The organism is Ideonella margarita, from assembly GCF_038066635.1.
GTDB lineage: Bacteria > Pseudomonadota > Gammaproteobacteria > Burkholderiales > Burkholderiaceae_C > Ideonella > Ideonella margarita.
The window spans coordinates 64,508-81,825 of the sequence record NZ_JBBUTI010000011.1 but is presented as its reverse complement, the minus strand read 5'-3'; the positions used below and the strand labels follow the sequence as shown (position 1 = coordinate 81,825).

Annotated in this window: 13 protein-coding genes; 9 read left to right on the top strand and 4 right to left on the bottom strand. The window is 67.6% G+C overall.

Annotated features, from left to right (window positions below; genetic code table 11):
- Positions 1-17: 17 nt before the first annotated feature.
- Together AACH00_RS15660 and AACH00_RS15655 are read right to left on the bottom strand one after the other, a co-directional pair.
- Positions 18-1,757: a tannase/feruloyl esterase family alpha/beta hydrolase gene (locus AACH00_RS15660; RefSeq protein WP_423221948.1), complete on the bottom strand. Its 1,740-nt coding sequence runs from the start codon at positions 1,755-1,757 to the stop codon at positions 18-20.
- Positions 1,758-1,969: 212 nt separating this feature from the next.
- Complete coding sequence (locus AACH00_RS15655; RefSeq protein WP_341400105.1) at positions 1,970-4,996, bottom strand: ImpA family metalloprotease; 3,027 nt, start codon at positions 4,994-4,996, stop codon at positions 1,970-1,972.
- 159 nt (positions 4,997-5,155) lie between these two features.
- Between AACH00_RS15655 and AACH00_RS15650 the strand changes: the two genes are divergently transcribed.
- The 9 genes from AACH00_RS15650 to AACH00_RS15610 all read left to right on the top strand — a co-directional run bounded on the left by AACH00_RS15650 (position 5,156) and on the right by AACH00_RS15610 (position 16,297).
- Complete coding sequence (locus tag AACH00_RS15650; protein WP_341400104.1) at positions 5,156-6,196, top strand: ABC transporter ATP-binding protein; 1,041 nt, start codon at positions 5,156-5,158, stop codon at positions 6,194-6,196.
- 74 nt (positions 6,197-6,270) lie between these two features.
- Complete coding sequence (locus AACH00_RS15645) at positions 6,271-7,551, top strand: ABC transporter substrate-binding protein (protein ID WP_341400103.1); 1,281 nt, start codon at positions 6,271-6,273, stop codon at positions 7,549-7,551.
- Between the two features lie 55 nt (positions 7,552-7,606).
- Positions 7,607-8,518, top strand: a complete 912-nt coding sequence (locus tag AACH00_RS15640; protein ID WP_341400102.1) for an ABC transporter permease — start codon at positions 7,607-7,609, stop codon at positions 8,516-8,518.
- Positions 8,519-8,585: 67 nt separating this feature from the next.
- The gene (locus AACH00_RS15635; protein ID WP_341400176.1) at positions 8,586-9,443 is read left to right on the top strand and encodes an ABC transporter permease; all 858 of its coding nucleotides are present in this window, start codon (positions 8,586-8,588) and stop codon (positions 9,441-9,443) included.
- A gap of 14 nt (positions 9,444-9,457) precedes the next feature.
- Positions 9,458-10,246 carry an aspartate/glutamate racemase family protein gene (locus AACH00_RS15630; protein WP_341400101.1) on the top strand — a complete coding sequence of 263 codons (789 nt, stop codon included), beginning with the start codon at positions 9,458-9,460 and terminating at the stop codon, positions 10,244-10,246.
- Between the two features lie 171 nt (positions 10,247-10,417).
- Positions 10,418-10,975 (top strand): winged helix-turn-helix domain-containing protein, encoded by a 558-nt coding sequence (locus AACH00_RS15625; protein ID WP_341400100.1) that lies wholly within the window; start codon positions 10,418-10,420, stop codon positions 10,973-10,975.
- Between the two features lie 281 nt (positions 10,976-11,256).
- Positions 11,257-12,444 carry an ATP-binding cassette domain-containing protein gene (locus AACH00_RS15620; protein WP_341400099.1) on the top strand — a complete coding sequence of 396 codons (1,188 nt, stop codon included), beginning with the start codon at positions 11,257-11,259 and terminating at the stop codon, positions 12,442-12,444.
- A gap of 17 nt (positions 12,445-12,461) precedes the next feature.
- Entirely contained in the window at positions 12,462-15,422 is a 2,961-nt protein-coding gene (locus AACH00_RS15615) for an ATP-binding protein (protein ID WP_341400098.1), read from the top strand.
- Complete coding sequence (locus tag AACH00_RS15610) at positions 15,419-16,297, top strand: SDR family NAD(P)-dependent oxidoreductase (RefSeq protein ID WP_341400097.1); 879 nt, start codon at positions 15,419-15,421, stop codon at positions 16,295-16,297. The genes AACH00_RS15615 and AACH00_RS15610 overlap by 4 nt, the downstream gene beginning before the upstream one ends.
- Positions 16,298-16,326: 29 nt before the next feature.
- On the opposite strand, the gene AACH00_RS15605 is transcribed toward AACH00_RS15610, so the two are convergent.
- The gene (locus AACH00_RS15605; protein WP_341400096.1) at positions 16,327-16,632 is read right to left on the bottom strand and encodes a sll1863 family stress response protein; all 306 of its coding nucleotides are present in this window, start codon (positions 16,630-16,632) and stop codon (positions 16,327-16,329) included.
- Positions 16,629-17,309 (bottom strand): PRC-barrel domain-containing protein, encoded by a 681-nt coding sequence (locus AACH00_RS15600; protein ID WP_341400094.1) that lies wholly within the window; start codon positions 17,307-17,309, stop codon positions 16,629-16,631. The genes AACH00_RS15605 and AACH00_RS15600 overlap by 4 nt, the downstream gene beginning before the upstream one ends.
- Positions 17,310-17,318 lie beyond the last annotated feature (9 nt).

Genomic DNA, 17,318 nt, shown 5'->3' with positions numbered 1-17,318 from the left:
CATGGGCACGGTGACCGTCATCGGCAGCGGAAGCTGGCAGCCGATTCCACGTCACCGCTGCCCACGTAGCGGGCCACGGTGGGGTAAGCGCACAGCGGCCGCGTGCGGTTGGCGGGCCAGCTGGCCGGCACGTCGGCATTCACGCCGCCCGCATTGCCGGCGCCGCGTGCGCTGGCGGTGATGCGCTCAGGGGCCTGGCCAGCTTCCACCCAGGCGACGATGGCCGAGACCAGGTCGAACTGGTCGGTGGCTGGCCCGCCCGAGCAATGGCCCATGCCGGGCACCGGGAAGTAGCGCAGGAAGCTGCCGGCCTGGCCGCCATTGGCGGCAGCCACGGCATCGACCCAGCGGGCGGTGTCGTTGGCGGAAAAGATCGCGTCGCTCACGCCGTGGAACACCAGCACCTTGCCGCCTCTGGCCTTCAGGGTGCTGAGCTCGGTGGGCTTGGGAGGCGTCATGAAGCTCATCGCCGATTCGGTGTACGTGCTGTTGGTGGCGTTGATCTGCGCCACCAGTTCGTCGATGTTGGCCGCGAGCGAAAACGCCGGGCCATTGAAGCCCGCCACCGGCGCCGGTGGCACCTTGAAGATATGGCCGACCGAGCCGGAGTCGAGCGCCAGCGGCGCGGTGAACATCCAGAAGCCGATGCCGGCCGCACCATGGCCACCGTCAAACGGGAAGCTGCTGTAGACCGGCGCGCCCGTGCTGGTGAGAGTGCCGCTGAAGCGCGGGCCGATGGCCGCCTTCTGCGCGGTGGTGAGGCAGCTGCCGTCGCGCTCACCGGTGCAGGTGGGCACGTCGCGTTCGAAGCTGAAGCTGCGCTGGCAGGCGGCGGTGTCTTGAATCAGGCCGTCTGTGGCGCCATCGAGTGCATCGCATTTGGCCAGCACGGCGTTCGAGAGCGCCTGGCGCTCGGCCGGCGTGAAGGCGGTGTTCAGGTCATCGGCTTTGGTGGCCACGCGGGCCAGGCGCTGTGCGCTGGCGATGTTGGCCACCGCCGCCTTGGGCAGGTTGAAGCCGGGGGCGCCGGCCACGAAGCCGTCGTAGTCATCGGCATAACGCGACGCGGCCACCAACGCGTGGCGGCCACCGTTTGAGCAGCCACCGAAGTAGGAGCGATCAGGCAACTTGCCGTAGGCCTCCTCGATCACCGACTTGGCCATGGGCGTGAGCTTGCCCACCGCCTGGTAGCCGTAGTCCAGCCGCGCTTGGGGGTCGATGCCGAAGGCCGGGCCGGCGGCCGCGGTGTGGCCAGCGTCTGAGCTGAGCACCGCAAAGCCCTGCAGCAGCGCGTGGGTGGTGACGCCGCCACCAAAGCCGCCGGTGGCGGGCAGCACGCGGCCATCGATGCCGCCATTGCCCTGGTGGAAGAAGCGGCCGTTCCAGGCCAGCGGCAGTCGCATTTCAAAGCCGATGGCGTAGGGCTGGCCGTCGACCGGGCTGGTGCGCGGCAGCATCTGGCCGGTCACCAGGCAATGCGCGGGCACCTCATTGGCGCCTGCCTTCAGCGTGCCGGCGGCCAACGAGGTGCTGCCCGTGATGGTGGTGCCGGGCAGGGCCGCCAGCTTCAGAGTGAGTTCGGTGCAGGTGCCTTGCAACGTGGCCGGGCGCGCGGCACCCGTGGCCGCGCCAGCTGCGGAGGAGGCCATCGCCATTGCGGCGCATGCAGACACCGCCTGCGCGGCCAGCCAAGCCGCATCGGCGGCACGGCGGTTTTTCAACGGGGCGGTGTTGCGAAGCGAGCGGGCAGGGCGCATGGTTGTCTCCGGTGCTGGTGTGGTCACCAAATTCGAGTGGAGCGCCCAATTTACTTACTTGTTTGAACTAAATAGAGGAGGAAAACCCCATGTGCCGGCCATGAGGCACGGCATCCATCTGATTCAGAAGTAAAACAAAAAAGCCCTGCCTGGCCGGTGGGGCAAGGCAGGGCCAGGCAGCCCGATCAGGGGCTGCAGCAAGCATCAAGATCTCAGTAGCCTGCGGGATACACAGTCTGTGCGTTCACCTGGATGGGCGCCCCGATGCCGGCGCCGTACTGCTGCATGCTGGCCATCGGGAACATCAGCCGCTCAGCCGCCGGCAGCTTGTAGGCCACCACTTGGTCGATTGCCGCCTGGGTGTAGGTGATGCCCCACATGTCGAACACCGGGCGCATGTCGCGACCGATGATGCGTGACATGCCCACCAGCAGGAAGTCATTGCCGCCGATGTTGTCCGGGTAAGTGGCGTAAGTGCCAAAGCCGAGGCTGGCTGCGTTGTTGGCCCAGTTGCTCTTGGCCAGCACGAAGTTGCGATCAAGCAGGTACAGCAGCGTGTACAGCTCCCATCCGTCGCTGAAGACATCGCCGTGGTAGTGGCGGTTGAACTCCACCATCTGGCGATAGAACTCCAGGCGGGGCTCGCTGTTGGCCGCATAGCCGGTGTCGCCCCACAAGGCGGTCTTCATCGCGTTGACCGGGTCGTCGGTGGCCAAGGCGGCTTTCATCATGCCCAGCGCGGTGGGCAGGTGGCCCTTGTGAATGAGCGGCTTGGCCGGCGCTGCGTTCTTGTTGTAGCTCATCAACTTGTGCAGCGGGAAGATGTTGTTCGACACCTCCGTTGACTGGCCGCCGTAGATGTTCAAGTGTCCGCGTTGCAGGTTGTGGCCGATCTCGTGTGTTTCACCCCAGCCCAGCGGATCCAGCGACCCGCCCTTGTCGAACGGGTTGCCGGCGCAGGCGCCACCGCACAGCGAGTAGTTGTCAAAGATGGCGTGCTGCATCGATTCGCGGCGGTGCTGCGGCCCGGTGCAATCCCATCCCTGGGCCTTGCAGTAGGCGCTGACCGTCGGCGTCAGCTTGAAGGTCTCCGGGTTGGCGGCATTGAAGCCGGCCAGCTCGTAGGTGTCCTTGATCATGTATGTCCAGATGTCGGATGCCAGGTTGGGGAGACTGTCGCCATAGCTGGACAACGTCTTCTTGATGCTGGGGACCGTGGCGTGCACGGTCAGGAAGTCGGTGCTGATACCCACCCAGTTGGTCGGCGTGCTGGCCAGCTCGGCCTTGAACGTGGCCACTTGCGCCGCATCGTTCGGGTTGCGCAGCACCGGGTGCGTGATGACACCGTCCACCTGCACCGTGACGGCCGGTGCGCCACTGGCTGCGGCCACAAACAGGTACATCGGGCCGCCGAAGGGGCTGGTCAGTGTCACTGTCTTGCCTGGCAGCAGTGGCACACGCGGGCTGCCCAGCAGCGTCGGCCGGTCATAGGTCTGGTAGACGCGGGTAGAGTCACGCAGCATGTTCAGGCCCACCGTCACGCTTTGCGTGCCGGTGTCGGTGCGCTGCAGGGTCACGGTGCGGCCCGGCATCACATACAGCCCGGTCATGTGCTCGCGTGAGCCAGTCTCCTGCGACGTGGTGCTCACCAGGCGCGAGATGGTCGGCGTGCTGCTCGGGAACAGGGCCGAGAAGTTGCCCAGGTTGCGTGCGACCGCATTGGTCGGGCGATTGATGTAGGCGGTGAAGTCCGAGAAGTAGGCCTGGAAGAAAGCTTCGCGGTTGGCCAAGCGTGTCATCGGATAGCTGACCTGCTCACGGTACTTGTCGCCCAGTACCACCAAGCGCTTTTCCAGCCCATACCCTGGCTGCGAAAAGATGGCCACGCCCTTGGTGTCGAGCGCACGCAGCTGGTCGCGGAGTTTCTGGCCCGGGCCGGTGAATTCATTGATCAGCGCGGCATCTCCCGGTCGGTTGCCATAGCGCTCGCAGTACAGGCGGCTCACATCTTCAACGCAACCGCTCCAGTCTGTGGTCAAGCTGGAGGGCTTTTCGACCCGTTGCATCAGCTTCATCCAGTCAGAGAGATTGGCTGGCGCCACGGGTTGGCTGGCAGGTGCCAGATTCTTGAGACCATCGTAGGTCCAGTAATTGGTGGTCAGGTCCAGGCCGAAATAGTCCATCAGGCGGGCAGACAGTCCGTTGTTGATTTCGGTCTGGTGCAGATACATCACCGGTATGCCGCGTGCCTGCGCGGCCAGCACCGCGTTCATCACGGTGTCGGCGTTGTAGGCAGCCGGGAAGTTGTCGGGACCGCTGACATTCGGGCCCTGCTTGCGGCCAAGGATCAGCAGATCAGCGCTCTTCAGGCAGGCGTCGAGCTTGTCGCCGTCGCAGGTGTCGTCCTTGGTGTCCTTGCCCACCGTGGCGGCCGTGGTGGCCACCCCGTTGATCGTGACACCCTGAATGTGGTTGGCGAGCCAACTGCGGACGCGGGGCTCCTCATTGGCCCCGCCCGACTGGTCACCGGGCAGGTGGGCCGTCACGATCTTGAGTTTGTCGAGGTTGCCGCGGCCGGTCAGCCAGATGATGGTGTTGCGCATCACGCTGTCCATCGCTGCATTTCCGGGGCTTGAAAGCGGATTGGCGCCGATGGCCACATAACGTGCGCCTGTTTCGGGTGCCACGCCAGCCACCCCGAGGACCTTGCCCGCGCTGGGGGTGTTGTCGGCAAAGCTCCAGTTGCTGGTCAAGAAGGCATGGTTGCGGCTTTGGTCCAGAAAGTTGAAGACGGCCGAGAACCGGTATGGTTGCCACTCGATGGCGCCCACGCTGTTGGCATTGGCACTGCCGTCGGCATTCAGGCCGTAGATCGTCTGGCGCACGGCGGCATAAGCGGTCATCACCGACTGCAACTCGCTCAGCATGGCGGCCTGCGCGGTGGCCAGCGTCAGGTCCTTCGAGTTGCCGGTGCGCAGGGCAGCGGCCAGTGCGCCCACCTGCGGGTCAGCCGCCACCGGTGGCGTGACCGGGTCGGTGGTCACGGGGGTCGTGGTGACAGGGGCCGTGGTCACGGGCGGCACGGCCGGTGCCGGGGTGTTGTCGCTGCTGGCGCTGTCGCCACCGCCGCCACCGCAAGCGGCCAGCAGCAACAGCAGGCAGGTGGCTGTCAGGGCGGGCAGGCCGCGGGTTGAACGAACGGCGGGTTGGCCGTGAGATGGCGGTCGTTGTCGGTACATCGTGGTGGTCCTGGGTGGGTGAATCAAGGGCGTGGCACGTGGTCGGTGCCAGTTGCTTCAAGGCGAGGCTTCGGTCCGCACAGGTCCGGTGCATTTCTGTACACACCCTGCACCGCAATGTGTATACAAACTTGGCACGAGGGTTGCGTGGGACGTCTCATGAACGCCCCACGACCCCAACTTGCCAACGCCGTGGAAGTGATCGACTTGACCAAGCGTTATGCGCAGGGCAGGCCGGCTGTCGACGCGATCAATCTGCGTATCGCCAGTGCCAGTTATTGTTGTCTTCTGGGCCCTTCGGGCTGCGGCAAGAGCACCACGTTGCGCATGATTGCCGGCCACGAAAATGTGTCGTCCGGTGACATCCTTCTAGAGGGCAGAAACATCACTGATCTGCCCGCTGCCTTGCGCGGAACGGCGATGATGTTTCAGAGCTTTGCGCTGTTTCCGCACCTGAGCGCGCTCGACAACGTGGCCTTCAGCCTGACCATGAAAGGCGTGGGCAAGGCCGAGCGGAAAAAGCGTGCCGCCGAGCTGCTGGAGCGCGTCGCCATGGGCCACCTCGCTGAGCGCAAACCGGCCGAGTTGTCAGGTGGGCAGCAGCAGCGCGTGGCGCTGGCGCGCGCGCTCATCACCCAGCCACGTGTGTTGTTGCTCGATGAGCCATTGTCAGCACTCGACCCTTTCCTGCGCATCCAGATGCGCGCCGAGTTGCGGCGCTGGCAGAAAGAGTTGGGGCTGACCTTCATCCACGTCACCCACTCGCAGGAAGAGGCGATGGCGCTGGCTGACACGATGGTGGTGATGAACCACGGCGTGATCGAGCAGGTGGGCAGCCCGCACGAGGTTTACAACCGGCCCGCCAGCGAGTTCGTGGCGCGCTTCATGGGCGGCCACAACGTGATCGACACGCCGCACGGCCGGGTGGGTGTGCGCACCGACCAGATGCTGGTGCGGCCTGAAGCCGCCAGCCTGCCCGCCGGCCCCCACAACCTGCAGGCCGTGGTGACCGATGTGGAGTACCAGGGCACCTATGTGCTGCTGGGCCTGCAGAAACCCGGCGTGGTGATGAACGCCGCCACCACCGCCGAGCTGAGCGTGATGCTGCCCGAGGCCACCTTTGCGCGCCAACCGCACGCGGTGGGTGACGCGGTGCAACTGCACTGGCTGCCTGAATCGGCGCATGCGCTGGCGCGCTGAGTGCCCAGCCCTCGTCTGACGAACCTGTCTTTCAACCTTTCCCCAACCCCCTGCACAACCCCTCAGGAGTTTCCATGGCTGATGATTGCAACGACGTTTCCGGGCCAGCCGCGCCCTTGCAGCGCCGCACCCTGTTGAAGGGCACCGCCGGCATCCTGGCTTCGGGCATGTTCCCGGCCGTGCATGCGGCTGATCCGATCGTGCTGCGCTACCTGGGCACCGCGGTGAACCAGGACAAGGCCATCGGAGAGAAGTTCGAGAAGGACACCGGCATCAAGATCCAGTACGTCGCCGTCACCACCGACGACGTCACCAAGCGCGCCGTCACCGCCCCCAACAGCTTCGATCTGATCGACACCGAGTACTTCTCGCTGAAGAACATCGTGCCCACCGGCAACCTCAAGGGCATCGACACCAAGCGCATCAAGAACGCCGACAAGATCACGTCACTGTTCACCACCGGCATGGTGGCCGGCAAGGCGGTGGGTGACCAGGGCACGGCGCCCAAGAAGGTGATCTACCTGGAAGGCGAAAAGAGCAAGGTCTTCGCCAAGGCGCCGACCCAGTTCATGAGCCTGATCCCGACCGTCTACAACGCCGACACGCTGGGCATCCGCCCGGACCTGATCAAGCGCCCGATCAGCTCGTGGGCCGAGCTGCTGAACCCCGAGTTCAAGGGCAAGGCGGCCATTCTCAACATCCCGTCGATCGGCATCATGGACGCGGCGATGGTGGTGGAAGCCATGGGCCTGTACAAGTACCCCGACAAGGGCAACATGACCAAGAAGGAAATCGACCTCACCATCAAGGTGCTGATCGAAGCCAAGAAGGCCGGCCAGTTCCGCAGCCTCTGGAAAGACTTCAATGAGTCGGTGAACCTGATGGCCTCGGGCGAGGTCGTGATCCAGTCGATGTGGAGCCCCGCCGTGACGGCCGTGCGCACCAAGGGCATCGCCTGCAACTTCCAGCCGCTGAAAGAGGGCTATCGCGCCTGGGCCGCCGGTTTCGGCCTGCCGGCCACGCTCTCGGGCAAGAAGCTCGATGCCGCGTATGAGTTCATCAACTGGTTCCTCGACGGCTGGGCTGGCGCCTACCTGAACCGCCAGGGCTACTACAGCGCCGTGCTCGACACCGCCAAGGCCAAGATGGACACCTACGAGTGGGCCTACTGGATGGAGGGCAAGCCCGCCGCCCAGGACATCAAGAGCCCCAAGGGCGACGTGCTGGCCAAGAAGGGCGATGTGCGTGACGGCGGCAGCTACGAGGCCCGCATGGGCGGCATCGCCTGCTGGAACGCGGTGATGGACGAAAACGCCTACATGGTCAAGAAGTGGAACGAGTTCGTGGCGGCCTGACGGGCACCTGCCACCACCCCTGCCACCACAAACTTCGCTGGAAGTGATCACCTGAATGAGCGCAGCACCTACGTCTTCACGGCCTGCGGCCGGTGCGCCGGGTCGCCAATTGGCGGCCTGGTGGCAGGCCCTGCCGCTGGCGCTGGTGTTTGCGATCTTTTTCCTGGTGCCGCTGGGGCTGGTGCTGATGGTGAGTTTCTGGAACTACAACCAGTACGAACTGCTGCCCGGCTTCACGCTCGACAACTATCTGGCGGTGTTCGAGGGCTGCGCCTCGGGCGATGAGCTTTGCGTCACTTTCAAGACGTATCTGTCGACCTTCAAGTTCTGCCTGCTGGTGTGGCTGCTGACGCTCATCATCGGCTTCACGGTGTCGTACTTCCTGGCCTTCCATGTCACGTCGGCGTCGGTGCAGATGGTGCTGTTCGTGCTGTGCACCATTCCGTTCTGGACCTCCAACGTCATCCGCATGATTGCCTGGGTGCCGCTGCTGGGCCGCAACGGCTGGGTGAACGACATGCTGCTGGGGGCAGGGTTGGTGCAGCAGCCGGTGGAGTGGCTGCTGTTCAGTGATTTTTCGGTGGTGCTGGCATTCGTACACCTGTTCACCACCTTCATGATCGTGCCCATCTTCAACAGCATGATGCGCATTGATCGCAGCCTGATCGAGGCCGCCGCCGACAGCGGCGCCACCGCCTGGCAAACCCTCTGGCATGTCATCGTGCCGCTGTGCCGCACCGGCATCATCATCGGCTCGATCTTCGTCATCACCATCGTGATGGGCGACTTCGTCACCATCGGCGTGATGGGCGGGCAGCAGATCGCCTCGGTCGGCAAGATCATCCAGGTGCAAACCTCCTACCTGCAGTTCCCGCTGGCAGCGGCCAATGCGGTGGTGCTGCTGGCGCTGGTCTTGATGATCATCTGGGGCCTGACGCGCCTGGTTGATATTCGCAAGGAATTGTGACGTGAGCGCCACTTCAGGTTCCGCCAGCCCCGCCCAGCTCACGCCGCTGCCGCGCACCCAGCGCCCGATGGCGTTCTGGTTGCTGGCGCTGTTTTTCGCTGGCTACGTGCTGTTTCTTTATGGCCCGATGCTGGTCATCGTCGTGCTCAGCTTCCAGGGGCCGGAAGGCGGGCTGACGTTTCCGATGCGCGGCTGGTCCTTGCACTGGTTTCGTGAGTTGGCGCAGGGGCTGGGCGTGGTCGACATCGGTGCGGCGCTCTGGCGCTCGCTCGGCCTGGGCCTGGCGGTCATGGCCGTGACCATCGTGTTCTCGGTGCTGGCAGGGCTGGCGTTTCGCAAGCCGCTGCGCGGGGCCAATGCCTTGTTCTTCACCGTGGTGGGTAGCCTGATCATGCCGTCGATCATCGTGTCGCTGGGCATCGGGCTGGCGTTCCGGCTGCTCGACGGTGGCTTCAAGTACGTGCTGGACTGGCTGGGCTGGCAAGACGCACTGGAGGGCTACGGCACGGCGCTGGGCATCTACACCTCCGCGCTGGGCGCCCACCTGACCTGGACGCTGCCCTTCGGCCTGCTCATCATGTTTGCCATCTTCAACCGCTTCAATCCGGCCTATGAAGAGGCCGCGCGCGACCTGGGCGCCACGCCCTGGCAAACCTTCCGCCATGTGGTGCTGCCGCTGATCGCGCCCTCGGTGGTCGGCATCGGCATGTTCGGCTTCACGCTCAGCTGGGACGAGATCGCCCGCACCTCGCAAGCCATTGGCGACGTGAACACCTTGCCGCTGGAACTGCAGGGCCTGACCACCACCGTCACCACGCCTGCCATCTACGCGCTGGGCACGGTGACGATGGTGGTGTCGTTCGTGGTGATGGGCCTGGCCATCGGCCTGTTTGCGCTGCTGAAGCGCCGCCCGCACCGCGCCTGAGGCCCGCTCGCACCATGCGCCATCTGCTCATCCTCAACCCGAACACCACGGCGTCGGTCACGGCGCTGCTGCAGCAGCATGGGCAACGCGCGGCGGGCACTGATGTGCTGGTCAGCACCGCCACCGCGCGTTTTGGAGCGCCCTACATCGCCTGTGAAGCCAGCTACGCGGTGGCCGGCCATGCCGTGCTTGATGCCTGGGCCCATGCCTTGATGGCCACGCCGCGAAGTCTCCAATCCCGCCCCCGCCCAAGCGCCGTGCTGATTGGTTGTTTTGGTGACCCCGGCCTCTGGGCCCTGCGCGACAGCAGCGACGTGCCGGTGACGGGCCTGGCCGAAGCCGCCTTCACGGCGGCGGCGGCCCTGGGCCCGTTTGCCGTCGTGACCGGCGGCGCGCGCTGGCGCCCGATGCTGGAGCGGCTGGCCGGTGCGCTGGGTTTGAGTACTCAGCTGGCCGGCATCCACACCGTGGCGCCGAGTGGTGCGCAACTGGCGGCTGACCCGGACGCCGCCGTGGCCCTGCTGGCGGAGGCCTGCCGGGAAGCGGCAGCGCGATGGCCGGTGAAGAGCATCGTGCTGGGCGGTGCAGGCCTGGCCGGCATGGCCGCGCGGGTGCAGGCGCGTCTGCAGGCGGATGTGCAGGCGGATGTGGGCGTGCCCGTGATCGACAGCGTCGAAGCCGGTGTGCGTCATGCGCTCGCCCTGCCGGTCCAGTCGGACAAAGCCAGCGGCTTCGTCTGCGGCTGGCAAGGGGTGTCGGTCGACATGACCGCGATGGGGCCCACAGCGCCCGGCCGCCCGTGATTGGGCTGCCCCACCTACCCGGCGATCACGCAAAGGGCTAAGCTTCGGCGCCGCAGTCGTGTTGACTGCGGCAGTCAGCGAGATGCTCATGTTGTATTCCCGTTGGGAGGGCCGCTGCGGTGCCACACCGCCGAGCCTGCCCGCCTTCCACCGCCACAACCGGGCCCGCGTTTGAGCACGCCCATCAGCGCGCCCTCGGGCTCGTCCGGGGCCTCCACCCATGCCGATCAAGGCGGCACGGGTGTCTGGCGCTTTGGCGATTTCGAGTTGCACGTCGACGACCGGCGCCTGCTTCAGGCCGGGCAGCCGGTGCACCTGCAGGCGCGCGCGCTGGACTTGCTCGTGGCGCTGGTAGAGCGGCAGGGCCAACTGCTGCGTCGCAGCGACATCCTCGATACGGTCTGGGCCGGTCTGGTGGTTGAAGACAACAACATCAACGTCCAGGTGAATGCGCTGCGCAAGGTGCTGGGGCGCTCGGCCATCGTCACGGTGCCTGGCTACGGCTACCGCCTGGGCGCGGCATTGCTGCCGGTGGTCGTTGGCGCCGGTACTCCAATGGCTGCACCAACCCAACTTCCATCGCCATCGCTGGCGGTTCCCCAGGCCCTGGATGAAGCCGGCGCCAGCCCCGCGCCCGACGGCCCGAAGCAGCGCTTCATCAGCCGCCTCAGCCAATCCGCCGATCTGCTGTTTGGTGACTGGCCGCAGCCGGCCCCGCCCACCGAGTGAAGGCCGGGCAGCGCGCCCACACCTCACAACTCGTTGCAATGCCTAAGGTTTTCTGAAGCCGGGCTAAAGGATTTTTGCGGACGAACTTGCCACAGTGGTGGCAGGTTTGCAGCGCGCTTGGCGCCTGCAGCGCGCGGCCATGGCAGTGCGCGGCACGACGCGGTGCAGCCTGCCATCGAGACTGAATCAGCTCGATCGCCCTGTGCCACCTCACGCCTGTGCCTTGCCATGATGACGTTGTGCCTGTCTTGCCTTGCCGCCTTCGGTGTGCGGTTTCAGCCGTGAGCGGGCCGCCCACCTTGCCGCGTGCGGTGTTGACGCTCTCCGAGTTCAGCGTGGTCGGGCCGGCAGGCGTGCCGGTCGACCAGGTGTCAGCGGTGTTGCCGGCGTTTGGCCTCACGGTGTTGCTGGGGCCGGCGGGGGCGGGCAAGTCAGCGCTGCTGCGGGCCTTGTCAGGCCACCTCGGCGACGACGGCCTGTTGTGCAGCGGCCAGGCCACCTTCAACGGCCTGCCGCTTGGTGCGTCGAGCCGCCCGGTGCGGGTGTGCGCCACCGACGCGCCGGTGCGCCCCTCATTGCGAGCCTTTCTGATGGACGCACGACAGGTGCCCACGCCACATGCCGGCTTCCGGCAGGCGCCGTGGCTGGCCACCTGGCTGGCGCGTCTGGGCCAGCACCGCCTGGTGCCTGCGCTCGACGCGCCGGTGTGCAGCCTGGCCCCGGCGGATCAGCGCATGGTGATGCTGCTGCGTTGCCACTTGCTGGGCGTGCCGCTGTTGCTGGTCGATGACCTGATGACTGATTTGACCGAGGCTGAAGCCGCCCCGCTGCTGCGCTTGTTGCGCCAGCTGGCGCGGCGCATGGCGGTGCTGCTGGCCACCCGGCACCGGGGCCATGCGCTGGCATTGGCCAGCCATGTCTTGTGCCTGGAGCAGGGCCGCCTGGTGCAGGACATGCCCGCCACGCGCTTCTTCGCCCGTCATCGCCAGACACAGCGGCCACTGCGCGCGCTGGAGCCCATGGCGGCGCGCCCTGCATGGGGCCCTGAAGGCTTGAACTGGCAATGGCCGCAGCGGCTGGGCGCGCTGTGCCTGCCGCACCCTGTGCGGGGGCTGGCCTTCGCCGCGCTGCAGCGACAACTGGCGGAGCTGGGCGTGACGCGCCTGGTGCCGCTGTGGCCTGGGCCCGTGCCCCCGGCGTCACACGCCGTGGTGGTCAGCCCGCTCACCGCCCATGGCCTAGGCAGCGATACCTTGATCGGCGGGGCGGCCTTGCCCCCTGACGCCGAGCTGGCTTCAATCTTCACGCGGCTTGATCAGTGGCTGGTGGCTGGCGATTGTGTGGTGCTGGTGAGTGCCAGCGCCTTGCCGGGCCGGCGTGGTGAGCCCGTTCACTCCGGCCGTCTGCTGTCGGCCTACCAGCATTGGTGCCTGCGGCGGCAAGCGCAGCCGCTGGGGCTGGCCAGTTGATGGTGTCTTGCGAATCGATGCTGTTGTCTCAGGAAACCCAGGCCTCGAACGTGGCCAGCTCGGCGGATGCCTTCCACTTTGGCGGTTTCCAGTTGCAGCCCGACGAGCAGCGCCTGCTGCACCACGGCGAGCCCGTGACGCTGCAGACCCGCGCGCTGGATGTGCTGACGCTGCTTGTCAGCCAGCCGGGGCGGCTGATCACGCGGGCTGATCTGCTGCGGCGGGTGTGGCGCGGGCTGGTGGTTGAAGACAACAACCTGAACGTGCAGATCTCGGCCCTGCGCAAGGTGCTGGGCAAGAGCGCCATCGCCACCGTGCCGGGCAAGGGCTATCGCTTCAACTGGCCGATTCGCCGCGGGCCGTGGCTGCCGCGGGCAGACGCGGTGCCGCCGGCGTTTGTTCCGGCGCATTCACCCGCGCCCGCCACCGAGCCGGCGCAGCCAGTGGCTGCTGGTGCATCCACCACCCCTGCGCCCGTGCAAGGCCGGCCCGACGCCGGCCCCTGGCCCACGCTGCTGGGCCGCCAGCACGAGCTGACCCAGCTGTTGCGCAGTTTGCGACAGGCGCAGTGGGTAAGCCTGGCTGGCCCGCCCGGCGTGGGTAAAAGCCGGCTGGCCCAGGTGGCTGCCTGGCGCCATGCGGCCGCCACCGGTGTGCCCGCGGCCTGGGTCGACCTGGCGCCGGTGTGCGCGCTGCAGGATGTGGTGCTGGCCGTGGCCGCAGCCTTGAACCTGCCCCGGGGCCATGACCTGGATGACCCCTGGTGGACCTTGCGGCAGCAGCTGGGCGGTATGGCCGCCTTGCTGGTGCTGGACAACGCCGACCGCCTGCCGGCCGAGCTGGGCGCCGTGCTGGCCGGATGGCTGGCCGGTGCGCCCGGCTTGCGCGTGCTACTGACGCGGCAGCGGCCTTTCCACCAGCGCGGCGAGCTGGTGTGTCGCCTGGATGGCCTGGCTCTGCCGCCCGGTCGTTCGGCCGGCCTGTCGATAGGCGAACCAGAGGACACCGACCCACATGCCCTGGCTGCGGCCCTGGCCGTGCCCTCGGTGGCGCTGCTGGTGCAGCAGGTGAAGCTGGCCGATGCCCGCTTCGAGCCGCAGGCGGCGGACCTGCCCGCCCTGTGCGCCCTGGCCCATGCGCTGGACGGCTGGCCGCTGGCGCTGGAGCAGGCTGCAGCCCGTGTGCCAGCGCTGGGCCTGGCGGCCTTGCCGGCCTTGATGGGCGAGCGCCTGAATCTGCTCACCGCCACGCCACCCAGCCGCCTGCAGCACAGCCACCCGTATCAGCCCACTGCTGTGCGCAGTCTGCGGCGCGCCGTGGAGGCCAGCCACGCTCGCCTCACGCAGCGCCAGCAGCGGCTGTTTCGCCGCCTGGCCGTGTTTGAAGGCAGCGCCGATCTGGCCCTGATGCAGCAGGTGGTGAGCGACCCCCTGCCGGCGGTGGACGCATCCGGCGTGCCCGCCTGCCACGGTCTGTCTGTGGACCTGGTGCGGCGTGTGGCGATCGACGAGTTGCAGCTGGACGATGCCGCCGTGGCGCTGGAGCTGGCCGCCTTGGCCGATGCCTCGGTGCTGCAAACCCATCCGGCAGACGCGGACGGTGAGGCCCCGAGCCGCAGCGGCCTGTGGCGCAACATGCGCGCGCTGGCGCTGGAGCTGGCGGTGGCCAGCGGTGAGATGGCGGCGCTGCAGCACGCCCATGCCGCAGCCCTGGTGCGCCAGGCCAAGGGTTGGCTGGAAGCGCGGCACACCGGGCGCCTGCCGCACCAGGGCGTGGTGCAGCGCTGCCAGCAGGCGCAGGGCCACCTGCGCCAGGCCTGGGCCTGGGCCAACGGCCGCCATCACCCGGACGACATCCTCGCGCTGGTGCATGCCTTGTGGCTGGCCAGTGAAGGCCATGACGACACCTTGCAAACCACCTGCCTGCGTCTGCTGGAGCGGCGTGCGCCGTGCGCCGTCGGCCTGCGCCTGTGGGCTGATCTGTGCCTGCCGCCGGCAGGGGCGCCGGGGGCGGGCATGGGCGGCGCCACGACGAGCACGCTGCACAGCGCCACCCAGGCCTTCGTGGCGTTGTCCCGTGCACAGCTGCGGGCACTGCACGGGCCACACCCTCACCCCCACACCGCCCTGGACCTCAACTCCGAAATTTCCCCCCAGGCCAGCCGGCACCTGCACCACGCGCTGTGCGCCCGTGTCGTCGTGTTGTGCCGCAGCGGCGAGATCGAGCGCACCCGCCCACTCTGGTTTGAAGCCAACCGGCTGCGCAGTGCCGACTGGCCGGCGCTCGACCAGCTGGCCGGCGCCACCGCCGACATGGCCATGCAACAGGCGGTGTGCGCCCTTGAAACCGCCGAGCCCGATCAAACCCCTGACGCGCACGACGCCTCCGACGCCCTCGCCCAAGCCACCCAGCGCCTGCTGCTGCTTGCCCACCAGGCCGGCTGCCATTGGCTGGTGGGGGCGCTGCACTGGCTCGACAGCCTGGTGGCCACCCGCGCCTGGCCCCAGGCGGCCACCCTGGCGCACCGCGTGAGCCAGCAGGCCGCCGCGGTGCAGCCACCCGCCTGGGCCGGCCGCCTGCACCTGGCCTGTGCGGCGGCCTGGTTGGGTGCGGGCCGCAAAGGGGCCGCGCGCCAGGCCCTGCGACGCGCCTGGCAGGCCCACGAGCAAGCCGGCTTGACGGCCCATGGCCAGCCGGGTTGGTGGCTACACGCCTGGCTGGCGCTGCTGGACCAGCGCCTGGACGACGCGGCCCTCTGGCTGGGCCTGACGCCGCTGGATCCCTTGTCGCGCTGGCCCCATCCACCCCATTCACCGCAGTCATCGTTGCCGCCGCATGCGCACCACCCTGCCCAAGCGGCACTGGCCCAGGCCGCGCTCACCCCGGACGCGCTGGCGGCGGGGCGCCGCGCCGTTGGTGCGATGGACGACATCGAGCTGACGGCGCGGGCGCTCCAGGCCCTTGAGGACCAGTCATGAGCGCGGCGCATGTGGCCCTGGTGGTTGGGGCGGACGGCCCGGTGGGGCGCTGGGTGACGCAGTCGTTGTGCCACGAGGGCTGGCAGGTGTATGCCACCACCCAGCACGCTGACGACGTGCTGTTCCTGCGCGCTCTCGGGGCCACGGTGCTGAGCCTGGACCTGGCCTCGGCTGATTCGGTGCAGAAGCTCAGCCAGTTGCTGCTGGCCCTGCACGTACCGCTGGATGCCTTGGTGGTGTGCACCGAGCAATCGCTGTTTGGCGCCGTGGGGGACGTGGGCATGGACGACGTGCATGCGCACTGGCACCGGCTGTTCGCCGGCGCTGCCGATCTGGTGCAACGCCTGCTGCCGGCGCTGTGGGCGCGCGATGGCCGCATCGTGGTGCTGGGGGCGCCGGCCGGCACTGCGCGGCGGGCCTGCATGACCTGGCACCTGGCCGCACGGCATGCCCTGTCGAGCTGGCTCGCCGGCGTTGAACCCATGTTGCGCGACAGCGGCGTGGGGGTGGTGGAAGTGCACCCGCCGGTGTTCGTGGGCGATGAAGCGCTGCTGGGCCTGAATACGGCGCTGCAGCGCGCAGCCGGGGGGGATTTCCGCGATCTGCTGCAACGGCAATCCACCCGTTGGCTGGCGGGTGCGCGGCCCGGCCAACCCCGTGCCAGCCCTGCCGACGTGGCCGATGTGCTGGTGCAGGCGGCGATGGCGCGTTGGCCGCGCCGGCGCTATATGGTGCACGGCTACCCGCATGGCCTGGCGGCCAAGCTCTGGCAGGCGGCCCGCTGGGGGGCCCGCCGCCTGGGCTTGCGGCGCAAGCCACCGGCGCTGGCCGCGCCGGTGAGCACCCTGTTCACTGAAACCCTGCCCGACCCGTGAAACCACGGGCCCGAGCAGGGCGCTCAGCCTCAGAGCTGCGTCTTGAAGTAGCTGAACGTGCGCACGAAGGCGCCGCGCAGCCGCTCCATTTCGGCCAGCACCTGGTCCCAGCCTTCGTCGCCGGTGGCCCGCAACTCGCGGTATTTCTCGGCGGCCTCGCCGGACTGGCGTCGCAGCAGCACCAGTTCGCCCGCCAGGCACTCGCGGGTGTCGGCGCTCGCGGCCTTCAGCCGCAACTCCAGCACGTCGATCTGGCGGTTGAGTTCCGCCAGTTGGCGCGCCAGGGTGGCGGTGTAGTCCTCGCGCTCGACGCGAAAGCCGTGAACGGCACTCATGTGCTGGCCTTGTCGATGGACTGGCGCAGGCGCGTCGAGGCGGTGTTCATGCCGGCCTCGAACTCACGCCAGCGCGCCGAAGCTGCGGCCTTCATCTCGGTCAGCTTGGCCTCGGCGCCCTTCAGGTCGGTCTGCACCGTCATCATCTGCTGCTCCCACTTCGTCTTGGTCTCGCCGGTCAGGGTGCTGCCCTTTTTCTCCAGCGCGATGACGTCGTTGCGGGCGCGGGTCATGTCGGCTTCGGTGCGGGCCATGAAGGTGCTGCGCATCGCGCTGTCGTCGGTGTAGACGAAGCTGGGCAGCGCCTTCAGGCTTTCCTTCGTGGCGCCGGCCATCACCAACTTGCCGTTCTGGTTCTGGATCTGGCTCACCGGCACGGCCACGTCATGCCGGCCGATGCCGATGAAGCCCCCCGCGCCGACAATCACGTATGACACATTGCGGTCCGGCGAGATGATCAGGTCTTCGATCTTGCCGATCTTGGCTCCGCTGCTGCTGACGACCTGCTTGCCCATCAGCGTCTTTTTCACGCTCCAGCCCGACGCCGCCTGGGTGGATTCGGTGACGCTGACGCCGACCGTGGTGGTGGTGCCAGCCACTTGCGCGGCTGCCCAGGGTGACGCGAACAGCAAGCCAGCCAACAATCCAATGACCGGCACAAACAAAGCTTGTTTCATGGTGTCCTC